Source organism: Rhizorhabdus histidinilytica (assembly GCF_900167915.1).
In the GTDB taxonomy this organism is placed as follows: domain Bacteria; phylum Pseudomonadota; class Alphaproteobacteria; order Sphingomonadales; family Sphingomonadaceae; genus Rhizorhabdus; species Rhizorhabdus histidinilytica.
The window spans coordinates 182,766-208,229 of sequence record NZ_FUYM01000001.1 but is presented as its reverse complement, the minus strand read 5'-3'; the positions used below and the strand labels follow the sequence as shown (position 1 = coordinate 208,229).

General features: G+C 65.6%; 22 protein-coding genes. 11 read left to right on the top strand and 11 right to left on the bottom strand.

Features of this window, described 5'->3' with window-relative positions; all coding sequences use genetic code 11:
• Position 1: 1 nt before the first annotated feature.
• From B5X82_RS00970 to B5X82_RS00950, 5 genes are all read left to right on the top strand, one after another.
• A complete protein-coding gene (locus B5X82_RS00970) occupies positions 2 to 1,039 on the top strand; it encodes an SMP-30/gluconolactonase/LRE family protein (protein ID WP_079646173.1) in 1,038 nt (345 codons plus the stop codon).
• The gene (locus tag B5X82_RS00965) at positions 1,036 to 2,073 is read left to right on the top strand and encodes an aromatic ring-hydroxylating dioxygenase subunit alpha (protein WP_079646172.1); all 1,038 of its coding nucleotides are present in this window, start codon (positions 1,036 to 1,038) and stop codon (positions 2,071 to 2,073) included. The genes B5X82_RS00970 and B5X82_RS00965 overlap by 4 nt, the downstream gene beginning before the upstream one ends.
• Positions 2,074 to 2,083: 10 nt before the next feature.
• Positions 2,084 to 3,229, top strand: coding sequence for an alpha/beta hydrolase family protein (locus tag B5X82_RS00960; RefSeq protein ID WP_079646171.1), 1,146 nt, complete (start codon positions 2,084 to 2,086; stop codon positions 3,227 to 3,229).
• Positions 3,230 to 3,457: 228 nt separating this feature from the next.
• Positions 3,458 to 5,368, top strand: coding sequence for a M61 family metallopeptidase (locus B5X82_RS00955; protein ID WP_079646170.1), 1,911 nt, complete (start codon positions 3,458 to 3,460; stop codon positions 5,366 to 5,368).
• Positions 5,369 to 5,511: 143 nt separating this feature from the next.
• On the top strand, positions 5,512 to 7,773 hold the full coding sequence (locus B5X82_RS00950; protein WP_079646169.1) for a TonB-dependent receptor: 2,262 nt from the start codon (positions 5,512 to 5,514) through the stop codon (positions 7,771 to 7,773).
• 319 nt (positions 7,774 to 8,092) lie between these two features.
• Here the strand turns inward: B5X82_RS00950 and B5X82_RS00945 are convergent, their stop codons facing one another.
• Positions 8,093 to 8,578 (bottom strand): VOC family protein, encoded by a 486-nt coding sequence (locus B5X82_RS00945; protein WP_235862565.1) that lies wholly within the window; start codon positions 8,576 to 8,578, stop codon positions 8,093 to 8,095.
• A 102-nt stretch (positions 8,579 to 8,680) separates the two neighbouring features.
• On the opposite strand from B5X82_RS00945, the gene B5X82_RS00940 reads away from it, so the two are divergent.
• The 3 genes from B5X82_RS00940 (at position 8,681) to B5X82_RS00930 (ending at position 10,372) form a co-directional block, all read left to right on the top strand.
• Positions 8,681 to 8,881, top strand: a complete 201-nt coding sequence (locus B5X82_RS00940) for a hypothetical protein (protein ID WP_079646167.1) — start codon at positions 8,681 to 8,683, stop codon at positions 8,879 to 8,881.
• Between the two features lies 1 nt (position 8,882).
• Entirely contained in the window at positions 8,883 to 9,239 is a 357-nt protein-coding gene (locus tag B5X82_RS00935; protein ID WP_079646166.1) for a hypothetical protein, read from the top strand.
• 80 nt (positions 9,240 to 9,319) lie between these two features.
• Positions 9,320 to 10,372, top strand: a complete 1,053-nt coding sequence (locus B5X82_RS00930; RefSeq protein WP_079646165.1) for a cupin domain-containing protein — start codon at positions 9,320 to 9,322, stop codon at positions 10,370 to 10,372.
• Between the two features lie 171 nt (positions 10,373 to 10,543).
• On the opposite strand, the gene B5X82_RS00925 is transcribed toward B5X82_RS00930, so the two are convergent.
• Positions 10,544 to 11,719: an aminotransferase class V-fold PLP-dependent enzyme gene (locus B5X82_RS00925; RefSeq protein WP_079646164.1), complete on the bottom strand. Its 1,176-nt coding sequence runs from the start codon at positions 11,717 to 11,719 to the stop codon at positions 10,544 to 10,546.
• A gap of 69 nt (positions 11,720 to 11,788) precedes the next feature.
• Entirely contained in the window at positions 11,789 to 13,156 is a 1,368-nt protein-coding gene (locus B5X82_RS00920) for a sodium-dependent transporter (RefSeq protein WP_079646163.1), read from the bottom strand.
• Between the two features lie 97 nt (positions 13,157 to 13,253).
• Here B5X82_RS00920 and B5X82_RS00915 point away from each other — a divergent pair, with 97 nt between their 5' ends.
• Together B5X82_RS00915 and B5X82_RS00910 are read left to right on the top strand one after the other, a co-directional pair.
• Positions 13,254 to 13,748 carry a MarR family winged helix-turn-helix transcriptional regulator gene (locus B5X82_RS00915; protein ID WP_079646162.1) on the top strand — a complete coding sequence of 165 codons (495 nt, stop codon included), beginning with the start codon at positions 13,254 to 13,256 and terminating at the stop codon, positions 13,746 to 13,748.
• Positions 13,749 to 13,764: 16 nt separating this feature from the next.
• Positions 13,765 to 14,178 carry a VOC family protein gene (locus B5X82_RS00910; RefSeq protein WP_079646161.1) on the top strand — a complete coding sequence of 138 codons (414 nt, stop codon included), beginning with the start codon at positions 13,765 to 13,767 and terminating at the stop codon, positions 14,176 to 14,178.
• A 192-nt stretch (positions 14,179 to 14,370) separates the two neighbouring features.
• Here B5X82_RS00910 and B5X82_RS00905 read toward each other — a convergent pair whose 3' ends face one another.
• The 6 genes from B5X82_RS00905 to B5X82_RS00880 form a co-directional block, all read right to left on the bottom strand.
• Positions 14,371 to 15,189, bottom strand: a complete 819-nt coding sequence (locus tag B5X82_RS00905; RefSeq protein ID WP_176152434.1) for an alpha/beta fold hydrolase — start codon at positions 15,187 to 15,189, stop codon at positions 14,371 to 14,373.
• 23 nt (positions 15,190 to 15,212) lie between these two features.
• Positions 15,213 to 16,208, bottom strand: a complete 996-nt coding sequence (locus B5X82_RS00900) for an alpha/beta hydrolase family protein (protein WP_209046040.1) — start codon at positions 16,206 to 16,208, stop codon at positions 15,213 to 15,215.
• 46 nt (positions 16,209 to 16,254) lie between these two features.
• Complete coding sequence (locus B5X82_RS00895) at positions 16,255 to 16,869, bottom strand: glutathione S-transferase family protein (protein WP_176152433.1); 615 nt, start codon at positions 16,867 to 16,869, stop codon at positions 16,255 to 16,257.
• A 93-nt stretch (positions 16,870 to 16,962) separates the two neighbouring features.
• Entirely contained in the window at positions 16,963 to 19,329 is a 2,367-nt protein-coding gene (locus B5X82_RS00890; RefSeq protein WP_079646158.1) for a TonB-dependent receptor, read from the bottom strand.
• Positions 19,330 to 19,414: 85 nt separating this feature from the next.
• Complete coding sequence (locus B5X82_RS00885) at positions 19,415 to 20,503, bottom strand: aromatic ring-hydroxylating dioxygenase subunit alpha (protein ID WP_079646157.1); 1,089 nt, start codon at positions 20,501 to 20,503, stop codon at positions 19,415 to 19,417.
• Between the two features lie 80 nt (positions 20,504 to 20,583).
• Positions 20,584 to 21,423, bottom strand: coding sequence for a fumarylacetoacetate hydrolase family protein (locus B5X82_RS00880; protein WP_079646682.1), 840 nt, complete (start codon positions 21,421 to 21,423; stop codon positions 20,584 to 20,586).
• Positions 21,424 to 21,573: 150 nt separating this feature from the next.
• Here B5X82_RS00880 and B5X82_RS00875 point away from each other — a divergent pair, with 150 nt between their 5' ends.
• Entirely contained in the window at positions 21,574 to 22,446 is an 873-nt protein-coding gene (locus B5X82_RS00875) for a VOC family protein (protein WP_079646156.1), read from the top strand.
• 56 nt (positions 22,447 to 22,502) lie between these two features.
• On the opposite strand, the gene B5X82_RS00870 is transcribed toward B5X82_RS00875, so the two are convergent.
• Both B5X82_RS00870 and B5X82_RS00865 read right to left on the bottom strand, forming a co-directional pair.
• A complete protein-coding gene (locus B5X82_RS00870; protein ID WP_223811369.1) occupies positions 22,503 to 24,044 on the bottom strand; it encodes an aldehyde dehydrogenase family protein in 1,542 nt (513 codons plus the stop codon).
• A 12-nt stretch (positions 24,045 to 24,056) separates the two neighbouring features.
• Positions 24,057 to 25,445: an FAD-binding oxidoreductase gene (locus tag B5X82_RS00865; RefSeq protein ID WP_079646154.1), complete on the bottom strand. Its 1,389-nt coding sequence runs from the start codon at positions 25,443 to 25,445 to the stop codon at positions 24,057 to 24,059.
• Positions 25,446 to 25,464 lie beyond the last annotated feature (19 nt).

The following is a 25,464-nucleotide window of genomic DNA, read 5'->3' as shown; positions in this document are numbered from 1 at the left end:
GATGGCGCGACCCGACAACCCCTTGCGCGACTGGCGCGTCGACCCGGCCGCGATCCGCTATGTCGGCCGCGACCTGCAGCGCCCCGAATGCATCCTCGCCGAACCCGACGGCACCTTGTGGAGCGCCGATGCGCGCGGCGGGGTGATGCGGATCGACGCCGACGGCTCGCAGCGGCTCGTCGTCCAGCAGGCGGACCCGCATTTCGACATCACCGCCGATGCGGCCGGGAGCCTGCTCGGCGGCACGCTGCCCAACGGCCTCGCCTTCGCCCGCAACGGCGACATCCTGATCTCCAACTTCGGCACCGACCGGCTGGAGCTGATGACGCGCGACGGCAGGACCCGCGTGCTGGCGGACAGCCTCGACGGAAAGCCGCTGGGCAAGGTCAATTTCGTGCTGCGCGACAGCCGCGACAGGCTGTGGATCACCGTGTCGACCCAGGTCAATCCATGGAGCGACGCCATAACGCCGACGCTCGCGGACGGCTGCATCTGCTTGCTCGACGAACGCGGCATCCGCATCGTCGCCGACGGCTTCCACTTCACCAACGAGATCCGCCTCGATGCCAGGGAGGAATGGCTCTACGTCGCGGAGACCACCGGCAAGCGGGTCTCGCGCCTGCGGGTGCAGCCCGACGGATCGCTGACCGACCGGGAGGTCTACGGCCCGTCGAACCTGGGCGACGGCGTGATCGACGGTATCGCCTTCGACGCCTTCGGCAATCTCTGGGCGACGATGATCTTCGCCGACCGGCTGGTGGCGATCACCCCGGAGGGCGATCTCCTCGAACTGCTCAACGATGGCGATCCGCAGGCGACAGCCCGTTTCGAAGCGGAGTTCGCTTCCGGCAAGCCGGTCGCGTTCGACACGCTGATGGCGTGCGGCGGGCGCATCTGCCCCTGGCTCGCCAGCATCACCTTCGGCGGCCCCGACCTCGGGACCGTCTATCTTGGCGGCCTGCGCGCAACCCGGATACCGGCCTTCAACAGCCCGGTCGCGGGCCTGCCGATGGTCCATTGGACAGAGGGCACGCGATGAGCTTCCTGCGGAACTGCTGGTATTTTGCGGGTTGGGCCGACGAATTGGCCGAGGGCGCCCCGCTCGCCCGCACGATCGTCGGCGAGGCGATCCTGTTCTGGCGCGACGGGGAGTCGCTGTTCGCCGTCGCCGACCGCTGTCCGCATCGCCTCGCTCCGCTGCACATGGGCCGGACCCGGGGTGCGACTGTCCGTTGCGGCTATCATGGGCTGACGTTCGACGGCGCATCGGGACGGTGCATCGACAACCCGCACGGCGCGATCACCGGCGCGCTGGCGATCCGCACCTACCCCTGCGTCGAGCGGCACCGCATCCTGTGGGTGTGGACCGGCGATCCCGACCGCGCCGACGCCGCCGCGATTCCGGACATGGCCTTCGTCGACACGGCGGGCGAGCATGCGTTCAGCAAAGGCTATATGTACACGGCCGCCAGCCACAAACTGCTCGAGGACAATATCCTCGACCTGTCGCATGCCGATTATCTGCACCCCGCGACGCTGGGCGGCGGATCGATCACCCGGACCCGCGCGCATGTCGAGGAGCGCGGCGATGCGGTGTTCGTCCAGTGGCTAGCGAGCGGCGAGCCGGCGATCCCGATCTTCCGCCCGGAAATGCCCGATCCGATGATCGACACCGACATGTGGACCGAGGTGCTGTGGCACCCGGACGGGGTGATGATCCTGCGCACCGGGGCGACGCCGATGGGCCGGCCGCGGGAAGAAGGGATCGACACCTGGAACGCGCACGTCATGACGCCGGAGACCGCGGCGACGACGCATTATTTCTACTGCAACTCGCGCAACTACCGCACCGACGACCCCGCCTACAACGCCGCGATGGCGGCGGGTCTGCGCGTGGCCTTCGAACAGGAGGACAAGCCGATGATCGAGGCGCAGCAGCGGGCGCTGGGCGACGCCGACCTGTTCGACCTCAGGCCCGCTCTGCTCGCCATCGACAACGGCTCGACCCGCGCCCGCCGCATCTATGCACGGCTCGTCGCCAACGAGGCCGCGCAACCATCCGAACCCGCCTGAAGGAGGTATGATGTACGAACCATTTCCCGGAAACTACGTCTGGAACCTCAGCGTCAACATCTGCCTGTGCATGGGCGCGGCGATGGGGGAGATCGACAAGGCCAATGACGAGGTGCGCGAGATCGCGCGCGAGGGCGCCGACAAGGGAACCGCGGCCTTCTTCGATAGCTGGGGCCGGATGGCGGACCGGCTGGTGGAGCTGGGCGAGGAATGCGAGGCGGCCGGGAACGCACTGAGCGCCGGGGAGAAATATCGGCGCGCGACCGCCTATTACATGACCGCCGAACGCATGCAGGCGCGCGACTATGCGCCGCGCAAGCGGATGTACCGCACCATGCTCGACACCATGCAGCGCGCGATCGACGCCTCCGGGCTCGGCTGGGAACGGATCGACATCCCGTTCGAAGGATCGAGCTTCCCGGGCCTGTTCATCCCCGGAGAGGGCGAAGGGCCGCGTCCGACGATGGTGTTCTGCAACGGCCTCGACAGCGTCAAGGAGATGATCGCCCTGTCGATCGGCGACACCTTCGCCAGGCGCGGCATCTCGGTGCTCGCGGTCGACCAGCCCGGCGTCGGGGAGGCGCTGCGCCTCAACGGCCTGCCCGCGATCCACGACACCGAGCGCTGGGCGGGGGCCGCCATCGACGCTCTCGAGACGCGCACCGACGTCGACAGGGACCGGATCGGGATGATGGGCTGGTCGCTCGGCGGCTATTATGCGCCGCGCGCCGCGATCTACGAGAAGCGCTTCAAGCTGTGCGTCGCCTGGGGCGGCAACCATGACTGGGGCGGGCTCCAGTCGCGCCGGCTGAAGAACGAGGGCGAGAATCCGGTGCCCCATTATTGGGAGCATGTCATGTGGGTCTGGGGCCAGCCGGACATGGACAGCTTCATGGCGCTGATGCCCAAGGTGACGCTCAACGGGCATATGCAGAACATGACCGTGCCCTTCCTGATCACCCACGGCGCGAACGATCGGCAGATCCCGCGCGAATATGCCCATCAGAGCCGCGACCAGGCGATCAACAGCCCTCGTGTCGAACTCAAGCTGTTCACTGAGCGCGAAGGCGGCGTCGAGCATTGCAGCGCTGACAGTATGGAGCCTGTCAAAAGCTACATCGCCGACTGGGTACGCGACCGCTTCGGCGAGCTCTGAACGGGCCCGCCATACCGGCCCCCGATCCGGTTGCCGGCGGGCAGGGCCGACCTTGGCGGTACGCCCCTCGCTCGCTCGTGAAGGCCGACGCCCCCTCCCCAGACCTCGCGCGCTTTCCTTTCCGCCGAAGATACCGCCGATCAATCGACTTGATAAACATACAAAATCATATGATATAATATAGATTAATACCGGAGTCGGCCGGTATCGACGGGGGGAGGAAGTTCGATGATCGGCAAGGTTGCGGCGGCGTGTGCCGCACTTCTCGTCCTCGCGCCGCATGCGGCGCAGGGCCAGGGCATGGGGTCGCTACAGGCCGGCATGCCATTGCGCGATGCCGATTATCCCGGCGTCATCCGGCTGGCGATCGACGCGCGCGACGTCTCCCGCGCGATCCTGCGCGGGACGATGACCTTGCCCGTGACGGGCCCCGGGCCGATGACGATCTATTTCCCGCGCTGGGTGCCGGGCCACCATGCCCCATCGGGACCGATCGCGCGGATCGCCGGACTGACCGTGCATGCCGAAGGCACCCGGATCGGCTGGAAGCGCGACCCGGTCATGATGCACGCGATCCATATCGACGTGCCGGAAGGAACGGACACGATCGAGCTCGGCTTCCAATATCTCTCCCCGACCGATCCGAAGATGGGCCGGATCGAGGTCAGCCCGGCGATGATCGACCTGCAATGGACATCGCTGGCGCCCTATCCGGCGGGCTACCCCTCGCGCCGGATGACGGTGCAGGCATCGGTCCGCCTGCCCGACGCCTGGCAGTTCGCCACCGCGCTCACAACCGACAGCGTCGCCGACGGCGTGATCCGCTTCAAGCCGGTCGATTATGAGACGCTGGTCGATTCGCCGATCCTCGCCGGCCGCTATTCCGCGCGCTACAAGCTCGAAGAATCGAAGGCTCCGGTCGGGCTGGCGGTCTTCGCCGACCGGCCCGAGTTGCTCGCCGCCACCCCTGCGCAGATCGAAGCGCATCGCCGGCTGGTCGACCAGAGCCTCAAGCTGTTCGGATCGCGCCACTACGACCATTATGACTTCCTGCTCGGCCTGACCGAGAGGATCGGCAGCCTCGGCGCCGAGCACAGCCGGTCGAGCGAGAATTTCACGGTCCCCGACTATTTCACCGACTGGGCCGGCACCGCGCCGAGCCGGGAACTGCTGCCGCACGAATTCGTCCATAGCTGGAACGGCAAGTTCCGTCGCGGCGCGGACCTGCTGACCCCTACGCTCGACACGCCGATGCAGAACAGCCTGCTGTGGGTCTATGAAGGGCTGACGCGCTATCTCGGTGCCGTGCTGTCCGTGCGTTCGGGACTGCACAGCCTGCAGGAAGGGCTCGACAATTTCGCGCTGAGCGCCGCGACGATGCAGAACCGGACCGGCCGGCAATGGCGCCCGCTGCTCGATACCACCAATCATTCGATCTACGCCGAAGGCGCGCAGCCCTGGCCCAACTGGCAGCGGGGCGCCGACTATTATCTCGAAGGACAGCTTATCTGGCTCGACGTCGACACGCGAATCCGCGCGCTGTCGGGCGGCAAGCGCAGCCTCGACGATTTCGTTCGGGCCTTCTTCTCGATCGACGACGGGTCCTATCGGCCGGTTCCCTATGTCTTCGACGATGTCGTGGCGGGATTGAACGCGATCGCCCCGTGGGATTGGGCCCGCTATTTCCACGACCGCGTCGACGAGGTCGCACCCGACGCGCCGCTCGACGGGCTGGCGCGCGGCGGCTATCGCCTGGTCTATACCGACACGCCGACCGGTTTCTTCCGCAGCGGAGAGACGCAGCGCGGCGTCACCGACCTGAGCTGGTCGATCGGCCTGACGGCGGACAAGGGCGGCACCATCACTGACGTGATATGGGACGGCCCGGCTTTCGCCGCCGCGCTGACAATCGGCACCCAGATCCTCGCGGTCGACGGCCGGACCTATGAGCCCGGCCACCTCGATCAGGCCGTCAGGGCCTGCAAGGGACGCACGGACCCGCTGACGCTGACGGTCAGGCGCGCCGATGCGGTGCGCGACGTCAGGGTCGCCTGCACCATGGGGCTGCGCTATCCGCGGCTGGAGCGCGATCCGTCGGCGCCCGCGCGGCTCGACGCCATCTTCGCGCCGCGCCGGTAGCTCCGGCCAGCCATTTTCAGGCTCGCGCAAATCTATTCAATTTCATATACACTTTTAAGCATAAACTGATTATACCGATACCGAGGGTCACGAGATATCGCCCCATGGATGCTGAATAAGGTGATGAGAGGGAGGCTGAACCAATGAAAAGGATGACCAACCATATGCTGCGCATGGCCAGCGGCAGCGCGATTGCCGCCCTGCTGGCGATCGGTGGCCAGGCATCGGCGCAGAGCGCGGCCGATGGCGAGAATCAGGGGCTGGAGGACATCGTCGTCACTGCCCAGCGGCGCAGCGAAAGCATCCAGAACGTGCCGGTCGCGGTGACCGCGTTCAACACGCAGGAACTGCAGCGTGCGAACATCCAGGACGTCGGCGCCTATTTCCAGAACACGCCCAACGTCTTCATCACCGACAGCCCGGTGCGCAGCGGCAACAACGTGTCGAGCAGCGCGCTTGGCCTGGCGCTGCGCGGCATCTCCAACGTCGGCGGCAACGCATCGTCGTTCGGTATCTATCTCGACGACTTCAACATCTCGAACATCGCGCTCAACCCGCACCTGATCGACATGGAGCGGATCGAGGTGCTGCGCGGGCCGCAGGGCACCTATTTCGGACGCAACGCGTCGGGCGGCGTGATGAGCCTCAACACCGCGAAACCCGACACGACGGGCTTCGCCGGCGAGGCCAATGTGATGGCGGGCCGCTTCGGCACCTATGAGCTGGGCGGCATGGTCAACGTGCCGCTGAGCGACATGGTCGCGATCCGCGCCGCCGGCAAATGGGAAACCTCCAACGGCGAGTTCAACAACAAGGCGCCGATCGGCGGCGGCAACGGCCGCGACTACAAGGCGGCGCGCCTTTCGCTGCGCGCGACGCCGACCGACGCACTGACGATCGACCTGTCGTACAACTACACCAGGGAAGAGGACGACGATTTCGGCCTGATCCATACCGGCGTGCTGAGCGACTTCATCAAGTCGATCTGCCCGGGCGTCACCTTCTCCTGCCCGGTCGACGCCAATCTCGGCTTCTATCCAAACAACCGCCGCAACTATGCGCACGATGCGCCGCTGGTGGTCGACAATGAATATCATATCGCGGTCGGCCGGGTCGCCTGGACCGGCGAGAATGTCGGCGTCACCAGCATCACCGGCTACGGCTCCGCCAAGTTCGACCGCAGCGGCGAGCTCGACTTCTCCAGCGTCGACTTCCTGCGCGAAGGCTTCAACTATGAACGGCGCAAGAGCTTCTCGCAGGAGTTCCGCGTTCAGTCGGTCGGCGACAAGCGGCTGAACTGGATCGTCGGCGCCGTCTATGCGCAGGACAAGCATCGCGAGGGCGAGTTTATCGCGGCGGGTGTCCAGAACGACATCGGCCTGCCCGAGGATTTCCCGATCGAGCTGTCGCACTACAATCAGAAGATCACATCCAAGGCGCTCTTCGCCGAAGCGACCTTCGACGTCACCGACGCACTCTCGCTGACCGCGGGCGCCCGCTATTCGCACGACAAGATCAAGCGGTTCGAGGATCAGATCGAGTTCGGCGGCCCGCTCCAGAACGTGCAGGGCAGCCGCAGCTTCAGCGACGTGTCGCCGCGCTTCGTGATCAAATATAAGGCGGCGGACCACGTCAATCTCTACGCAAGCGCCTCGAAGGGCTGGAAGTCGGGCGGCTTCGAGCTCGATCCGCAACGCGCGCGCAGCGACTTCGGCGCGGAGACCCTGTGGAACTACGAAGTGGGCGTGAAGAGCACCCTGTTCGACAACCGCCTGCGCGCCAACCTCGCCCTGTTCTACATCGACTGGAACAACGTGCAGGTGAGCTCGGGCGTCATCGGCCGCGACGCCAACGGCAACATCATCAACTATGCCGGCATATCGAATGCGGCGAGCGCGACCAGCAAGGGCGCCGAGCTCGAACTGCTCGCGGCGCCGACCGACCAGCTCGAGCTCGGGCTGAACATCGGCTATCTCAGGGCGCGGTTCGACAAATTCGCCGATGCGCGCACCAATTTCGGCACGGTCGACCTGTCGGGCAAGCCGCTGCCCAAGGCGCCGGAATGGACGCTGTCGACCTTCGCCCAATATACCGTGCCGCTGACCGGCGATTTCGACGCGTTCGTGCGCGGCGAATATTTCTACACCGACGACGCCTATACCACGGTCAACAACATCGCCGCGGTGCTGACCGGGCAGCCGCGCTTCCCCTATGAGGTGAAGGGCTATGGCAAGGCCAATCTGCGGATCGGCGTGGAGAATGACCGCTTCCGCATCGTCGGTTATGTCGAGAACCTGTTCGACAAGAAATATTACACTGCCTCCTTCGACTTCGGCTTCGCCAACGGCGCCGCCGTGGTGCCGGGACTGCGGCGCTGGGGCGTGCGGGGCAGCGTGAAGTTCTGATCCTGGCGGCCGGCGACCATTCGGTCGCCGCCTGCCACCTGCCCAAAAGAACAACCCCCGTCGGCAGGGCGCCGGCGGGGGTTCTTCTTTTCAGAGCATCGAGCGTTTCATTTGACGCGACTGTCCCGCTCCTCCTGAGGAAAGGCTGAGCTTGGCGAAGCTTTGTCTCGAAGGATATTTCCAGCCTTGAAGGCCCCTTCGAGACAGCATTTCGCCTAGGCTCAATGCTTCCTCAGGGTGAGCGGGGACTTTTGAGTCAGACTCTGAGGAAAGGCTGAGCGGATCAGATAAAAAGGCGCCCCCCGAAGGGAGCGCCGGCTCAACGCGGCCGGCTGGCCGTCCAGCTCAATATCTCGATCGCATAGCCCTCGGGATCCTTGAAGATAAAGGCATGGATCGACCGCTTGTCGTCGAGCCGCGTCGTCTTGCGCTCCTCGCTGATCGCGATCCCCTGCGCGCGGACGCGGTCGTACCAGGCGTCGACCGCGGCGACGCCGTCGACCACCACCGTCACCATCACCGGCTTGTTGTCGGACGGACGCAGCGTCCCGTCCTGCGCATTGACCAGCCCCAGCGTGGCGGTATCGGTCAGGTCGAACAGCCGCACCCAGGCCGGCGTGTCCTGCGGCGGCGTGCCGAGCAGCTTCTCGTAGAAGGCGGCGGCGGCCGGCAGGTCCTTGTAATAGAGGAAGGTCATCTGCCCCTTGATCGGCGCCGCGACCGGGGCCGCCGGCCGTTCGGCAGTGGCCGGGGGAAGCGCACAGGCGGTCCCCAGAAGCGTGAGCGCCAGGCCGATAATCCGCATTTCGATCTCCCAATAAATATGCGTTTTCATATGAAATGAATTGACATAAATCCAGTCCATTCTAGACTTCCGGCCCACTGGATCACCATGAAAGGACAGGAGATGGACGAGAAACTGGTCACCAGCCGTCGCCAGGCGCTGGGGCTCGCCTCGCTCGCGATGGCGGGCGTCGCGGTGGGCGCGCCTGCCGCGGCTGGTGCCGCGACGATGGACGCCGATCCGCGCCGGCCCAGCGATGCCGAGCTGGAGCGCGTCGCGCGCCTCTATGGCGGTGAGTTCGGCGGCGGCAGGGGAGCGCGCTGACATGGCGATCTTCGAAGCCGAAAGCTGGTTTCCGATCCAGGGCAAGGAAGCCGAACACGACGCCGCGATGCAGAATTTCCTCAAATGGGTGGGCGCCCATCGCCACCTGTTCAAGGAATGGAAGAGTCTGCGCTATTACGTCAAGGAAATCGCCGGCCCCAACAGCGGCCGCCATTTCATCGTCTGGGAATATGAGGACCTGGCGAGCTTCGAGGCCTACAAGAAGCGCCGCCGCGATTATCCCGGACCCTATGCCGAATATAAGAAGAACGATCCCTATCACCTGGGGGTGATGGATCACCGCAACATGGAAGTTGAGATCTGGTACGAGATTGATCGGCCGCTCTGGCTCGAATGACCGGTCGATAGCCGTGTCATGCCGTCGCCGGCCGCACCGGCGAGGCGACGGCATAGTCGTGCGTTTCAGGGAGAATATCGATGGGCGATGCCATCGTGGCAAGCCGCAAGCCGTTCTACAAGGAATTGAAGGCCGGGCGCTCCTACCTCTGGTGCGCCTGCGGGCGATCGAAGCGACAACCCTTTTGCGATGGCCGTTCGCACGAAGGGACCGGCATTGAGCCGATCCGCTACGACTGCACCGTCGATGGCGAGGAAGTGTTGTTCTGCGGCTGCAAGCAGACCGCGACGGGGCCCTTCTGCGACGGCGCGCACAGCAACATTCCCGGCGGCTATGCCGAAGAGGCCGAACGGGCCGAGGACCTGCCCTGGGCGGAAAGCGACGCCGAGGGCATCCGCTCGCTCGACGGCCATTGCTATGTGATCGCTGCCGAAGCGACCCGCCCCGCGACGGCTGGCGACTGGTGGTGCCGCACGATCGTGTCGACCGCAATGGGCGCGCAGCACCAGGCGCAATTCTACGGTGAACTGCGGCGCGGCCGATCGCCCGTGCTGGCGTCTCCGGCCGGCGACGTCGTGCTTTGGACGATGGCCGGACAAGGCAACGTCGAGATTTCCGGGCGCAGCTTCCCCCTCGCCAGGGACATGGGCGTCTATGTCCGCGGCGGTGAGGCATTCCGCTTCACCCAGCAGGGCGATGCGCCGCTCGGCGTCCATATCCACGCTTGCCCCGCCACCGACGCGCTCGACGAGCTGGCGACGATGCCCGACGATTTCGACGCCCGCTGGCCCGATCGCACGGTCGGCGTCGACGAAAACCAGCGCCACGCCATGGGGCCGCGCTATTTCCAGATGCTCGTCGACAAGCGGATCGGTTCGACCACCGCGACCCAGTTCATCGGCCATATCCCGCAATCCCGGGCCGAGATGCACCGCCACCTCTATGAGGAGGCGCTGATCATCCTGTCGGGCGAGGGCGTGATCTGGAACGAGGGCGTCCGTGCCCGCGTCCGCGCCGGCGACGTGATCTTCTTCCCGCGCAAGCATCGCCATTCGTTGCAGTGCACGCATCCCGACGGCATGGACGTGGTCGGGCTCATCCATCCCGGCGACAACCCCGGGATCAACTATTGAGGCCTGAGGGGCTAGCGACTTCCTGTTTTCCGTCATTCCCGCGAAAGCGGGAATCCATGGACGGCGGCCCGCTGGAGGCTTGATGCCCCGTGACCGTGGATTCCCGCTTTCGCGGGAATGACGACGGGGAGGTCGGAGAACCCGGCTCGATCCAGGCCCCAGCCTGGCCCCCTACCCCACCGCTTCCCGTCGCGCGAAGCACTGGCCGCTCCGGACCAGCGCATCGACGAAGCGCTCGACATCGGCTTCGTTGTTATAGGCATGGAAGCCCGCGCGGATGTTGCCGTCGCGGCTCGACGTCACGATGTTCTGCGCGAACAACTGCGCGACGAACGCATCCTCGTCGCGCACCGGGATCGCGATCATCGGCCCGCGCAGCGCATCGTCGTCCGGGGTGGCGACGGCGATGTCCGCCTCCGTCAGCCGGTCGAGCGCCAGGCGAGTGAGCGCGCGGACGCGGCGCTCGATGGCCTCGACGCCGAGGTCGAGGATCAGGTCGAGCCCCGCCTTGGCGGCGTAGAGGCTCGGCACCGGTGGCGTCCCGCCCTGGAAACGGCGCGCGCTGGGGCTGGGATCATGCGCGAAGATGTCCATCATGTTGGCGTCGGCCTGCGCGAACCATCCCGACGTGCCGGGCACCAGCACGGAGGTCAGCGCGTCGCGCACCCACAGGAAGCCGCTGCCCGCCGAGCCGAGCAGATATTTGAGCATGCCGCCGACGCAGAAGTCGACGCCCAGCGCGCGGACGTCGATCTGTTCGGTGCCGATCGACTGGTAGCAATCGAGGATCACCAGCGCACCGCGCTCATGCGCGATCCGGGCGATCTCGCGGATCTGGTCGGCGGGCAGCTTGCCACCATGGCGGTAGCAGACGTGCGACAGCGCGACGATCGCGGTGTCATGGTCGATCGCCGCATCGAAATGCGCGAGCGGGATCGTGCGATCCGCGGCCTCCGCCACATGGACGACCTGCGCGCCGCGCTTTTCCTGCGCGTGCCAGATCTGGGCGCTGGTCGGAAACTCGTAATTGCTGACCACCGCCTTGCGCCGCGCGGAGAAGTCGATGCTGCTCGCCACCGCGTTGATGCCCGCCGACGCCGACGCCGTCACGGCGACTTCGTCGACGTCGCCGCCCAGCAGCCGGGCCATGCGCCGGCGGACTTCGTCCTCCAGCGCCACCCAGGCGCCCCAGTCCGCGCCCTTGGCGATCCGGTCCGCCAGATAGGCCTCCATCGCCGCGCGCACGCTGTTGCCGAGCAGGCCGTAGGATCCGCTGTTGAGGTAGACCATCGTCTCGGTGGTCGGGAACTGCGCGCGAAATTGGCCGAAATCGGCTTCAGCGGTCATGCGGATCTTGCTCCATCTCGTCCTTATACATTCATCTATATATGAATATGACTATATGTATAGCATGATCTAGCTGAGCAGGTGAATGGCGAGCCCGAAAATGGCGAGCGGGGCGACATAGCGGACGACGAGGCCCCAGAGCCGAAAGCCGCGCGGGCCAAGGCCGGTTTCCCCAGGGCCGACGATCGTCCGGCACCGCCACCCGACGAACAGCGCGAGCATCAGCGCGCTGGCGGGCAGCATCAGGTTGGCGATGGTGAAATCGAGCAGATCGAACGCCGTCTGACTCTCCGCGCCGAACGCGGCGAGAGGGTGGAAATCCGACAATATGTTGAACGACAATAGCGAGGGCAGGCCGATCAGCCAGATCGCCAGCCCGGCGCCGATGGCGAGTGGCGCGCGACCCAGCTTCATCGTCTCGCGAAGCCGGGCGACCACCGGCTCGAGCATGCCGACCGCCGTGGTGAAGGCGCCCAGGGCGATCAGCCCGAAGAAGAAGATCGCGATGATCCTCCCGCCCGCCATCTGCCCGAACACCACGGGCAGGGTGACGAAGATCAGGTTGGGACCTTCGGCCGGCTTGAGGCCGTAGGCGAGCACGGCGGGGAAGATCGCGAAGCCGGTCAGCAGCGCGACGACGATCACGCCGCCCGACAGCGCGAAAGAGGATCGCGGCAACGATGCGTTGGCGGGCAGATAGGCGCTGTAGGTCATCAGCACGCCCGCGCCGATCGCGGTCGAGAACAATGCCTGACCCAGCGCGGTGAGCGCGCCGGTGGCGCCGAGCGCCGCGAAATCGGGCTTCAGCAGGAACACGGCGCTGGGCATCAGCCCGATCGTGACGGCGTTGTAGATGACCAGGCCGATCAGGATCGCGAACAGCGCGATCATCTTGATCCGCGAGACCGTCTCGATTCCGCGCTGCACGCCAAGCGCGACCACCGCGGCGGTCGCCATGATGAAACCGAGCTGGAGCAGTCCGCCCCGGACGGGCGACGCCGCCAGCGCCCCGAAGGCGGCGCGCGACCGCTCCGCATCGAAGCCGGAAAAGCCCTGCGCGACCGAAAGGATGCTGTAGTCGATCGCCCAGCCTGCGACGATGCTGTAATAGCTGAGCCCGAAAAAGGGGATCAGCAGGCCGAGCAGGCCGACGGCGCGCCAGCCTCGCGAACCGCCACTCGCCGCGATGGCGGCGTCGACGCTGGCGATCACGCTGCCATGGCCGCGCCGGCCGATCGCCATTTCGGCGATCATCAGCGGAACGCAGATCGCGACGACGAACAGCGCGTAGAGGATGACGAAGGCGCCGCCGCCATTCGCCCCCGCGACATAGGGGAAGCGCCACAGCGTCCCCAGGCCGATCGCCGCCGCGCCGATCGAATAGATGAACGAGAGCCGGGATGACCATTGTTCGTTCACGCGCGATCCGTCAGCCAAGCACCCCTCCCATAAATATCCATTTATATATGTTTTATTATCTGTATATGCTGTTTGCCCGATTGACCAGCGCAATAGTTGCTATAAGCTGTTCCGCGTGACCAAGCTGCAAAAGCCCCGCGAAACGGCGCGATCGAACCTCGAAGAGGCGCAGGCCGGAAACAGCTGGCTCAACGACTATCTTCCCTATCAGCTCTACCGGCTGACCAACCGGCTCGATCAAAGATTGCAGGCGCGCCTGCGCAGCCAGGGAATCAAGCCGTCGCGCTGGCGCGTAATGAGCGTGCTGCGGTCCTACGGCACGCTCACCATCGGCAAGATCGCCGAACAGGCGCTGATGGAACAGCCCACCGTCAGCCGCGTCATCATGCAACTCGAAGCCGACGGCCTGGCGACCCGCCAGGCCTCGACGGAGGATTCACGCGCGACCGAGGTGACGCTGACCCAGGCCGGGATCGAGAAGCTCGAAGCGATCCTGCTGACCGCCTATCGCCACCAGCAGGAGGCGCTGGCCGGCCTGTCGCGCGCGGAGCTCGACGCGCTGCGCGCCACGCTCAACCGGGTCGAGCAGAACATCGATTTCTACCAATGACGGTGGCTGCATCGCGATGACGGGGCCGGCGGAGGGCAGGCCCGACATCGCCGGGACGATCACCTTCTTCTATTATGACGATCTCGACGCCGCGGTGCGCTGGTACCGCGAGGTGCTGGGCTTCGAGCCTTATTTCAACCAGGACTGGCTGGTGCTGCTGCGCATAACACCCGGCCAGAGCCTTGGGCTTGTCGATGCGGTGAGCGGCAGCCAGCGCCCGGTGCCCGGCCGCAACAAGGGGGCGACGCTGTCGATCGAGACCGATCAACTCGAACAATGGCACGACCGCCTGAGGGCCGCGGGCTCGCTCGGGCCCGACGACGGCTTCCAACCCGGCTGCCGCGGCCGTACCACCGAGTTCCGCGTGTGCGACCCCGGCGGATATTTCGTCGAATTCTTCCGCTGGATCGCCCCGCCCCCCCCCCCCTGACCGTACACCGAGCGTTTCGTCGACCACGGAGACGGAGGGATTCGATCGGTCAGCCAAGCGGCCGGGCACCCTACTTCGGATCGATGACGCTCCCCGACGAGGCGGGCACCGGGGTTCGGCCCGATCATTATCGGCAGAGCCCGCGCCGGATCATCGGAAATGGACGCCACCTCCGCTCACCCGTCTACACCATCAATCTTCTCCCCCCGTGAGGCAGCAGCAGACGATATCGGCAAGCAGTGCGGGTGAGGATGCATAAGCAAGGTGCCCCTCCCCCGGGATGACCCGCTTGCGCAAGCCAGGCAGCAATTCCTGCAACGCCACGTCGGGCGATACGGCATCCGGTAGCACGGGGCTCTGTTCGCCGATCAGCAGCGACACCGGCCCGGCAATCGTATCCAGGTCGCCGGGACGCCATGCAAGGCTGTCCAGCAGGCGCAACTCTTTGGGAAAGGCGCCGATCGTCCTCGATAGTGCCTTCCACATCGGAGACTGGCGCATTCCAGCGACGGCCTCGGACGGCAGGCCGACGACATGGGTCAGCGCGAACGCCATGGCCGCATCCTGATCGCCGGCATCGATCAGCCTTTGAAGCTCCGGGATATGCCCTCGGCTCACAGGTACCCGCGTGGAATGGCGCGGCTCGTAGAGGATCAGCGGGCCGGTAAAGCTCTCTCGCTGCGCAAAGCTCAGGGCGCAGCCGCCCCCGAAACTGTGGCCGAGCAGCGCCGCTCCCGGCCCGGCAAGCGCCATGATCGCAGCCAGATCGTCCACTTCGGCATCAAGCGCGAATTCGGATGCCGCCAATTGGCTGAGCCCGCGACCACGCCGGTCGTAGAGATAGACCGTGCGCTTCGTGGCCATCGCCTCGCCGAAACGGCGCCAGTCACCCGCCACCGAGAAGGAGCCATGACACACGACCAGCGGCGCTCCGCTGCCGAGCCGCTGGTAGGCAAGGACGGTGCCGTCGGTCGAAACGACGGTCCCCTGTGCGATGGCGATGGTCGACATGGTGCTGGCTGCCCCCGAATTGGTCATTTGCAATCGATCCGCCCCTGGGGTTTCGCCGCGGCCTTCAGGGCCGCACTCATCGCCGCCCAGGCCGGATCGCCAGGATATAGTGCGGTACGAAGATAGGCCCAGCTGATCCGCTGGACCGCAGCGACCCTGTCCGGATTCTCGTCGGTCGTCTCCTTGACCTCGAAACCCGAAATGCCGCCGAGCAGATGCTCTCCCCCGAACAGGGTCGCCAGGCAATCGGCGCCAGGACTCAGATGATAGGCATCGGTGGACCAGTCGGGGCCACGGACGCTGAGCCGCGACTGATCCTTGTCGCCCACGACGACCAGGGCGCGGCCGGTCATCTCGCCGAAGCTGACGTCCAGGAAGGGATAATGTTCTGCGGCGAACGGACTGAGATCGCCCCCGCCCTTGCCGCTCGGCGTGATGAGCACGCCGACCTTGATCCGCGGATCGGACAAATCCTCACCGATCCTGCGATCCCGGCCGATGACGCGGGCGCCCAGCAGCAGGGCTGTCGTATGCCCGCCATAGCTGTGCCCGACCGCCGCGATACGCGTCCTGTCAGCCCTTCCCTTCAGGCCGGGGACCGACGCTTCCAGCCTGTCGAGATTGTCGAGGATGCGCTTCATGTCGTTGACCCGATATCGCCAGATCAACGGCCTGCGCGGATCGTCGGGATCGAGGCGCAGCGCCCGCGAATCCAGATGGGTCGGCTGGACGACGATGAAGCCGTGGCTCGCCCAGAAATGGACGAGCGGACCATAGCCGTCGAGCGACCAACCATTGCCGTGCGAGAAGATGATGATCGGCAGATGGCGGCCCGTCACCGGAGCGGATACCCGAACCTCCAGATCCAGCCCCCGGCCAGGCGCCGACAGCACGACCGGGCTGACCGACACATAGGGAGTGAACGCGCCGGCAACGAGCGGCTCGATCGCCGAGGGAGCCTGCGCCGGAGATACTGCCGGCGCCGCCGTCATCAACGCGGCGAGAGCGATGTTGCGCATCCGACGCCTTCCGTCCGTCATCCGATTCATCCTCACAAACGGTGGCCTAGGCGAGCCCCTCACGCGCCAATACCGCGCGGATCGATGGCCGCTCCAGCAGCCGGTCGAGATGCAGATCCACCGCGGGCGGCATTGCGAGCTGTAGCCGGCGGGCATGATATTCGAAGAAGAACAGGACCGCGTCGGCGATCGAGAAGCGATCGAACAGAAAGGACGCACCTTCGAGACGAGGGGCGACCAGCGCGAACGCCTTGGCGACGACATGCGCGCCCTCCGCCCGGATTTCGGCATGATGCTCCTCATGCACGCAGAAAGCGCGCGGATTGAAGAGACGGGTCAGCCCGAAGCTGTGCACCGTATTGCAGAAATACTCGCAGACCTGCAGCGCCTCGAACGCCTCGGACAGAGGCTCAGGCAGCAATCCGCTATCGGGGTGGGCCCTTGCGAGAAACTGCAGGATCACCGGATTCTCGGTGATCACCCGGCCATCGTCGAGGATCAGCACGGGGACCTTGCCTTTCGGATTGAGCCTCAGATAGTCCGCCGTCCGCGTGCCGCCCTCCTTGGTCGATACCCGCTGCGTCTCGAAGGGCAGCCCGATCTCCTCGAGCACGATGTGCGGGCTGATCGAGCAGGCAGCGGTCGAATAGATCAGGCGCATCGCATTTGTATTCCTGTCCAGTAACGGCATCCGGCTCCCTGCGGGCGCCCCCGACCGACCCTAGAGCCGGAACCGGGGGGCCGGCGAGGAGCTCTACAGATGGAAACCCACGGTGGCGCCGATCACGCGCGGCGCGCCGGGGACCACCGCAAAGCCCGCGGCCGTGGCATAGCCGGTCACATAGGTATATTTGTTCGTCAGGTTGCGGACGTAGACCTGGGCGTCGAACCGGCCGTCCGGCGCGGTCCATGCCAGGCTGGCATTCACGATGTGGCTGCCCGGCGCATAGATGCTCTGGTCGGCCAGCAGCGGATAGCGCTTCGTGTAGCGATCGCTGGCGTTGAGCGTGAAAACCCCCATCTCGGTTTCCAGCTTGTAGCTGAAGCCCAAGGTCGCCGAGAAGGGTGAGGCAAAGGCCACGTCGAAGCCGGCGAGATCGCAGGGCACCGTCACCACCGTGCCGACCAGCACGCCGCCGACGACCTGGTTCGGGCCGGGTGAAGAGCAGCTCTGTCCCGGGTTCCTTGTATATTTCGCGTCGAGCACCTCGAACCCGCCGTTGATGGTCAGGCCCTGGACCGGGATGATCGAGAAATCACCATTGACGCCCTTGATCCGTTCCTTGCCGACATTCTGGAGCAGCGAACGGCCGGGAGGCGCCGGCGGGGCGGCCGAACGGACCTGCACGTCTTTATAGTCATAGTGGAAATAGGCGAGGTTGAACCGGACGCGCCGATCGAACAGCTCGCTCTTCACCCCGACCTCATAGGAATTCAGCAGTTCCGGCTTCACCGGCGGATTGTTGAAATTATTCGCATTGAAGCCGCCCGACTTGAAGCCGTAATTGTTGGATACATAGCCATGCACGTTCGGTCCGAAATCCTGGGCCAGAACGACGCGATAGGTGACCTTCTCGAAGTTCAGCTTGGTCGGGATGCCATTCGGGAAACCAGGAAAGGGCTGCCCCGGAAACAGTACCGTGCCGGGCGGGAAGGTGGTGACCGAGTTCGGGAAGCCCGGCAACGGCACCTGTTCGCCAGTGATGCTCTTCGTCTCGTTGGTGTAACGCAGGCCCATGGTCAGCCGCGTCGCGTCGAACAGCTTATAGGTGCCGTCGACATAGCCCGAATAGGAGTCGGTCTTGGGCCGGCCGGTGATGATGTTCGGTGCCGCACCCGTCGCGCAGGCGTTTCCGACGCAGGTGTTGTAGGAGCCCGCGGCGATCTTGGTCTTGTCGTTATAGTAATAGAGGCCAGCGACCCATTCCAGCCGCGACGCGCCTGCCTTCGACGTGAGCTGAAGCTCCTGGCTCCAGGTCCTGCTGGTCTGGTCGAAGTCGAAGATGGTCGAGCCCTGCCCGGGCAAAGGCTGTCCCAATATGGCGTTGTTCGCAGGGTTGGTCGGCTTCTGGCTGCTGTGCTGATAGCCGGTCAGGCTCATCAGCGTGGCGAAGCCGAGATCCTGCTGGATCTTGAGCGCGCCGATATAGGCCTTGAACGGAGCGCTGGCATCGATGCGCGACGCGACATTGTTCCTGCCGACATAGGTCGTGCCGTCGGCGCCGATCGTACCCGGCAGGATGTGATAGCCATAGCCGTAGGTACGGTTGTTGGTGTCGAAGATGAAGTTGGTGGTGATCCTGGTATTGGGTCCCGCATCCCACAGCAGCTTGGCCTGCACGCCGGTCTCCCGGTTCTTCTGGATGTCATTGCTGGTGAAGACGTTCTTGCCCCAGCCCTGATATTGCTTGGTGTCGTACACCGCGACATTGCCTGACAGGCTGCCCGTGATCGGCGCCGAGACATAGAGAGTCTCGGTACGGGTATCGTAATTGTCATAACCCAGCGAGGCGTCGACCTTGAGCTGCTCGCCCGGATCGCGCGTCCGCACCGCGATCAGGCCAGCAGTGGCGTTGCGTCCGTAGAGCGTGCCTTGCGGCCCCTTCAGCACCTCGATCTGCTCGATATTGTTGAACGAGAAGATGCTCATCGCCGGATTGGGCAGATAAAGCCCGTCGATATAGACGGCGACCTGCGCCTCGTTATAGCCGGCGCTGGTCGTGCCGACGCCGCGCAGATAGATGTTGTTGCCGCCACTGGGCGCGACCTGCAACCCAGGCACCGCGTCCGACAATTGCAGCACGCCGGTGATGTTGAAGGACTTCAGCGTGCTGGCGGGCAGCGCCGTGATCGTTACCGGAACCTTCTGCAGGTTCACGGCGCGCCGGGTGGCGGTCACGACGATGTCCTCGACCATGGTGCCCGTGGCGTCGGCGGCCAGTGGCGCCTGATCGGCGGAGGCCGCGGCGATCGCGCCGTCGTTCGCCCGCGCCGTTGCCATCGATGGATAGCTCGCGCCGATCAGCATGAGGGCGCAGGCCGACGCCAGGCGCCCGCCATTCGACGATCCGGACCGTGACGACAGGCCGCCGGTCGCGCAAGAATGCACATTGTCGTTCAAAACAACCTCCCCTTCTCATGATGTTTTGATCACATAACTTATCACATAAACATAAATCGCGCGATATGATGCGCCGCTGGCGGTTTCAGGCCGGCACGGCGGTCAACGCCTCGGGATCCGGGATCAGCCGCTGCCCCCGAACCAGCGTACTCAATGCGCCTTCGTTCTCTTGCCGGATCAGTCCCGCCAGCATGCGCCGCGCACGCAGCGGCGCATCGTCGACCCGAAGCGCGAAACTGGGGACCGATAGGCCGGATTCGTCGAGTTCCTTCTGTTGCAACTCCACCATGTCCTTGTCTTCGTCGAAGGTCCGATGGTGGGCGGCGATGATCGCCTGCGTCAGTTCCTCGTCGGCCTGCCGGAAATTGCGATTATGCGCCCAGAAATAGTGGGTCGATCGCGCCGTTTCAGGGGTCAGCAGATGCAGGACGCGGGAGACCAGCGTATCGGCCTCCCCCTGCCCCAGCGGCCGGGCGCCGACGTCGGTCATGTTGATCGAAGGCGCCGTCCAGATCGCAGTCTGCCACCGGTCGATGCGCTGGTCGCTGCCGGTCAGGACCCGGAAGAAGGGTGGCGGTGCGATGTCGGGCATGTCGCGATGCGCGCGGATCACCTTGCCCTCCACCGTCACGCGCACCGGATAGTCGGCGATGCTCTCCTCTTCCTCGTTGCCGATGGTACCCTGATGGATGTAATTCTCATGGCTGAGGTCGAGCAGATTGTCGGAGAGCAGCCGATAGTCGCCCGCCACGTGGGTATAGCCGCGCGACGCCGTCCAGTTCGGCAGGGTCGGCCAGGGCAGTTCGGGTATCAGATCGGCGTCGGCGGCCGTCGCCTCGCCCATCCATATCCAGATCAGGCCATGACGCTCGACGACCGGAAAGGCCGTCGCATGCGCATTGGACGGTATCTGGGACTGGCCGGGAATATGCGTGCAGCGTCCATCCGGCGCAAAGGTCATGCCGTGGTAGCCGCAACGGATATGATCGCCCTTCCGCACTCCGGCGGACAGTGGCACCAGCCGATGCGGGCAGCGATCGAGCAACGCCGCCGGATCACCTTCGGCGGTGCGATAGAGCAGGACCGGCCGGTCCAGGATACGACGCGGGATGACGCCATCGGTCGGCAGCTCGTTCGGCCAGGCGGCGACATACCAGCAATTCTTGAGGAACATCTTCTCTCTCCATCGGGCACGCACCGCTTGCCCCGGCGGCGGCTCTGCGGCTGCCGGAGCGCGATGCCGCGCGGACAGCGTCAGCCTGCACGCCTTTCCTGGGCGATCCCGTTTTCCAATATTCCGATGCCGTCGATCTCCACCTCGACCCGGTCGCCGGGCTTCATGAAGACCTGTGGATCGCGCTTTGCGCCGACGCCGCCCGGCGTCCCGGTGACGATCACGTCGCCCGGCGCCAATGGCGTGAAGGTCGAGCAATAGGCCACCAGCCGCGCGATCGGGAAGATCATGTCGTCGAGCACGGCGTCCTGCATCACCTGCCCGTTCAGGCGAGTCTGGATACGCTGCGGGCCCGGCACGCCGAACGCATCCGGGGTCACCAGCCAGGGGCCGAAAGCGCCCGTCTCCGGGAAATTCTTGCCGGGGGTAAACTGAATCGTATGCGCCTGCCAGTCGCGGACCGATCCGTCATTGTAGCAGCTATAGCCGGCGATATGGTCCAGAGCGTCGGCCTCGGCGATCCGCCGTCCCCCCTTGCCGATCACGATCGCCAGCTCGCCTTCATAATCGAGCTTCTCGGATTCCTTCGGACGAAGGATCGGCGCGCCATGACCGGTCTGCGAATCCGCGAAGCGCGTGAAGATCGTCGGATGGGCGACCTCGGCCCGCCCGGTCTCGCGGCGGTGGTTCTCATAGTTCAGCCCGACGCAGAGGATCTTCCCCGGATCGGGCAGGACCGGGAGGAACACGACATCCGCGAGCGCGAAGGACGATCCGTCCGTAGCGGGTACCCCGCCCAGCGGCCCCGCCTCGATCGCCGCCTTCAGCGATGGATGGACATGGTCGAGCGGCCAGACCCGATCGCCGTCGGTCCATCCCCAGCGAGCAGCCCCTTCGATCGAAAACGAGATGTAACGCACGATCAGCCCCCTCAACTTCCTTGAACGAAACAACGTGCCATTGCACTTATATAATAACTTATGCTAGCAAAGCTTAATTGTGTCAAGCAGGCCGACGATAGCCGGAAAAGCTGCCCGGCGGGGCTGCTACCAGAGGAGCGGACAAAGACGATGATCGAAGCGGAGGGACATCTCGACCGGTTGCCGAAGGGCGGAGCGCCCCGGTTGCGCGCCCATCTTGCAGGTGTCGCGCTGACCTCGCCGGACCCACGTCGGCTGGCGGGCTTCTACATGGACGCCATGGGCTATCGCGGCGAGTGGCACGGTGACGTCTGGACCGGCTCTCTTGCCGGCCGCAGGCTGTCGATCCGGCCGGGAAGCGCGAACAGCGTCGATCATAGCATCTTCGCCCTGCCCGACCCCCTGCACCTGGCCGATCTTCGCGGCCGGCTGGTTTCCGAAAAGGTCGGGGTCGGGGATATCTTCGACACATTGCTGTCGGGCCCGGCGATCGAGCTGGCCGATCCCGACGGCAACCGGCTCGTCTTCGGCGTCGCGGCCGACGCGCCGGCGACGGACGCGCCGGATTTTCCCCGCTTGCAGCACATCGTCTTCGCCAGCGACGAAGCCGGACGGATGGTCCGCTTCTATTGCGACGTGCTGGGCTTCGCGCCTTCCGACTATGTGAGTGACGAAGCGGACGACCTGACCTCCGCCTTCCTGCGCTGCAGCCCGGAACATCACAGCATCGCAGTGTTCAGGGCACCCCGGAAACGGCTCGACCACCTCTGCTACGACGTGGCGGACTGGACAGCGATCCGCGACTGGGCGGACCGCTTCGCCGATCGACGCATCACCCTGCGCTGGGGCCCCGGACGACATGGACCGGGCAACAACCTGTTCTTCTTCGTCAACGATCCGGACGGCAACTGGATCGAATTCTCGACCGAGCTCGAGCTGGTCAAAGGTCCGCGCGAGACCAAGCTGTGGATACATGAGGAACGCACGCTCAACAGCTGGGGCACCGCCTTCCTGCGGAGCTGACGGGGCGCATGGGATGGGCCGTCGGCCTATCCCGATGGCCGGGAGCCGCGGGTCGCTCAGTATAGCCGTGCGACGACCGACTTGGTTTCCATGAAGGCATCCAGCCCCTGCGCACCGCGCTCGCGGCCCCAGCCGGACTCCTTATATCCTCCGAACGGCAGCCAGAAATCCTGAACGCTGTGGCAGTTGATCCAGACATTGCCCGCGCGCACCGACCGCGCGACCCGGTGCGCCTTGTCGAGCGATGTCGTGTAGACCGCGCCAGCCAGGCCATAGCGCGTGTCGTTCGCCTGGCGGATCGCCCAGTCGAGATCGTCGAACGGCATCGCCGACAGCACCGGCCCGAAAATCTCCTCGCGCACGACCCGCGCATCGGCCGGGGCCCGCGACAGGATGGTGGGCTCGACGAAGAAACCGGTATCGCCGCACCGTTTGCCGCCGGTGGCCAGTTCCGCCCCCTCCGCCACGCCGGTATCGATATAGGACAGGACCCGATCGAGCTGCTTCTGCGAGATCACGGGCCCCATCTGCGTGGCCTCGTCGAGACCGTTGCCGACCACCATCCTCGATGCGGCATCGGACACCGCCTGGATAAGCCTGTCGTAAATGCCCCGCTGCGCATAAAGCCGCGATCCGGCAACGCAGGCCTGGCCGGAATTGGTCATGATCCCCGCCACGATCGCCGGCACCGCCATGTCGAGATCGGCATCGTCGAGCACGATGACCGGCGACTTGCCGCCCAGTTCCAGCGAGAGCCTTTTGAAGTTGCCGGCCGAGGCCTGCACGATCTGGCGGCCGACGGGCGTCGAGCCCGTGAAGCTGACCTTGTCGACGTCGGGATGCTCGACCAGCGCCGCTCCTGCCACCGAGCCCAGGCCGGTAACGAGGTTCAGCACCCCGGCCGGCACCCCCGCCTCGGTTGCGATGCGGGCCAGATGAAGTGTGTTCAGCGACGTGTCCTCGGCGGGCTTGAGTACCACCGTGCATCCGGCGGCGAGCGCGGGTGCGACCTTGTGGCAGGCCATCATGAAAGGCCCGTTCCAGGGCACGATCAGCGCGGCGACGCCCATCGGTTCCTTCAGCGTGTAAGCGTGGAATGCGTCGCCGGCCGCCATCTCGCCGGTCTGGCCGTGGATCTTGCCGATCCAGCCGCCGAAATAGCGAAAGGCCTGGGCACCGTTGCTGATCGTGGCGCGGGCCAGACGGAGCGGCATGCCGTTTTCGCGCACCTCGTTGACGGCCAGCTGGTCTAGGGCCGCTTCGATGCCGTCGGCGATCGCGAACATGATCCTCGCCCGCTGCGGCGCCGGCATCGCGAGCCAGCGCCGCTCGTCGAACGCGGCCCGCGCGGCGCGAACAGCCGCATCGACATCGTGCGCATCCCCGGCGCCGACATCGCCGATCGCCGTCCCGCTCGCAGGGTCCAGGCTGGCGAAGCTCGCGCCCGAGCGGGACGATCTCCATTCGCCGTCGATGAAGTGCGTGGCCGCCGGTCCATTCGTCACCGTCGGCGCCTCGATTGCATCGGCCTCCATGATATTCTCCCGTCGGGGGCGCACAGCGAGCACCAGTTTTCGTCGCGGGCCTTCGCCCGCCACCGACGCGCGCGGTCAGGCCCGGATGTTGCGGTTATGGTGAAAGAGATTTTCGGGATCATATCGGCGCTTGATCGCCCGAAGCCGGGCATGATGCGGACCGAAACTGTCCCGCACATGGGCTTCGCCCTCATAGCTCAGATAATTGATGTAGATGCCCTTGCTGTTGACGCCCCGGAGCGCCTCCGAGGCTGCGAGCGCCCAGTCCATCCTGTCCCGTTGCAGTCCGGCCCCCTGCCAGGGAGCGACGATGTTGTAGAGGATGTGACCCGGCGTGCGGATGAAGGGCGTAGCATCCGCCGGCACCCGGCACAGCGCCCCGTGCATATAGTGCAGGACGCCGACCAGACAGTCCTTCGGCCCACCCCGCTCGATGATCGCCGCAAGGGCATCGATCACCTCGTCGCCCAGTCCGGCGAACTCGCCGCCGCGCAGGAACATATTGTCGAAATGCGCCGCGCCGTTGGCAAAGCCGGCATAGCTCTGCGGCCTGACGGTATCGAGCATTGGCGAGGCGAACGTCCGCAACGGTCGTAGCGCCGCCGCTCCCGCCGCCGCGTCTCCCGACCAGCACAGCCTTGTGATCGCGAAGGGATTGCTCCCCAGCGAGAACAACACGCCCAATTCGAGTTCATCGGGACTGGTTGCAAGGAAGTCCCGCAGGAAGCGGAGAAACCGGGCCGGATCTGTCCTGTAGCCGATGTCGCCGGCCAGGACCTGCGGAACCGGGCGCATGCGATAGGTGAAGGCGGTGGCCACGCCGAAATTGCCGCCGCCGCCGCGCAGCGCCCAGAACAGGTCCTCGTTCTCGTCGGCGCTGGCCTTGAGCGACCGTCCGTCCGCGGTGACGACATCGACCGCCAGCAGATTGTCGACGGTCGCGCCATGGGTGCCGGCGAGCCATCCCATGCCTCCGCCAAGCGTCAGGCCACCCACCCCGACATTGGGATTCATCCCCAGCGCAGGCGCAAGGCCGTGCGGCGCCCCCGCCGCGGTCAGCGCCCCCGCCCGTGCACCGCCGCCGACCCGCGCGACGCCGGCGACAGGGTCGAGAACAACGTCGTTCATCCGCGACAGATCGATCAGCACGCCCCGAGCCGGTGTCGAGACGCCGAGCAGGTCATGCCCGCCGCAGCGGACCGCGACGTCGACGCCCTGCGTACGCACGAAATCAAGCGTGCGGGCAACGTCGTCGGGCCCTTCTGGCTGGACGATCAGCATCGGGGAGCGATCTCCCACCGGCGTCGTCCCCTCACCCCGACGAGCTGCAGCATAGCCGGCATCGGCCGGCACGAGCAGCCTGCCCCGCAACCGCGCGCGAAGCGCTTCCACCGGATCCCGCCGCCCCGCCTGCGCGCCGGCTCCACAGAGCGCCGCCGCCGTCAATCCACCTCCGGCCACCATCAGCTCTCGTCTGGATATC

Excerpts from the sequence above, each read along its gene's own strand:
- B5X82_RS00865 (WP_079646154.1), bottom strand. The coding sequence starts at position 25,445 with ATGGTGGCCGGAGGTGGATTGACGGCGGCGGCGCTCTGTGGAGCCGGC.
- B5X82_RS00930 (WP_079646165.1), top strand. The coding sequence starts at position 9,320 with ATGGGCGATGCCATCGTGGCAAGCCGCAAGCCGTTCTACAAGGAATTG.
- B5X82_RS00960 (WP_079646171.1), top strand. The coding sequence starts at position 2,084 with ATGTACGAACCATTTCCCGGAAACTACGTCTGGAACCTCAGCGTCAAC.
- B5X82_RS00905 (WP_176152434.1), bottom strand. The coding sequence starts at position 15,189 with ATGTCGACCATCGCCATCGCACAGGGGACCGTCGTTTCGACCGACGGC.
- B5X82_RS00970 (WP_079646173.1), top strand. The coding sequence starts at position 2 with ATGGCGCGACCCGACAACCCCTTGCGCGACTGGCGCGTCGACCCGGCC.
- B5X82_RS00895 (WP_176152433.1), bottom strand. The coding sequence starts at position 16,869 with ATGCGCCTGATCTATTCGACCGCTGCCTGCTCGATCAGCCCGCACATC.
- B5X82_RS00940 (WP_079646167.1), top strand. The coding sequence starts at position 8,681 with ATGGACGAGAAACTGGTCACCAGCCGTCGCCAGGCGCTGGGGCTCGCC.
- B5X82_RS00955 (WP_079646170.1), top strand. The coding sequence starts at position 3,458 with ATGATCGGCAAGGTTGCGGCGGCGTGTGCCGCACTTCTCGTCCTCGCG.
- B5X82_RS00910 (WP_079646161.1), top strand. The coding sequence starts at position 13,765 with ATGACGGGGCCGGCGGAGGGCAGGCCCGACATCGCCGGGACGATCACC.
- B5X82_RS00885 (WP_079646157.1), bottom strand. The coding sequence starts at position 20,503 with ATGTTCCTCAAGAATTGCTGGTATGTCGCCGCCTGGCCGAACGAGCTG.
- B5X82_RS00900 (WP_209046040.1), bottom strand. The coding sequence starts at position 16,208 with ATGCGCAACATCGCTCTCGCCGCGTTGATGACGGCGGCGCCGGCAGTA.
- B5X82_RS00965 (WP_079646172.1), top strand. The coding sequence starts at position 1,036 with ATGAGCTTCCTGCGGAACTGCTGGTATTTTGCGGGTTGGGCCGACGAA.
- B5X82_RS00875 (WP_079646156.1), top strand. The coding sequence starts at position 21,574 with ATGATCGAAGCGGAGGGACATCTCGACCGGTTGCCGAAGGGCGGAGCG.
- B5X82_RS00945 (WP_235862565.1), bottom strand. The coding sequence starts at position 8,578 with ATGCGGATTATCGGCCTGGCGCTCACGCTTCTGGGGACCGCCTGTGCG.
- B5X82_RS00935 (WP_079646166.1), top strand. The coding sequence starts at position 8,883 with ATGGCGATCTTCGAAGCCGAAAGCTGGTTTCCGATCCAGGGCAAGGAA.
- B5X82_RS00950 (WP_079646169.1), top strand. The coding sequence starts at position 5,512 with ATGAAAAGGATGACCAACCATATGCTGCGCATGGCCAGCGGCAGCGCG.
- B5X82_RS00925 (WP_079646164.1), bottom strand. The coding sequence starts at position 11,719 with ATGACCGCTGAAGCCGATTTCGGCCAATTTCGCGCGCAGTTCCCGACC.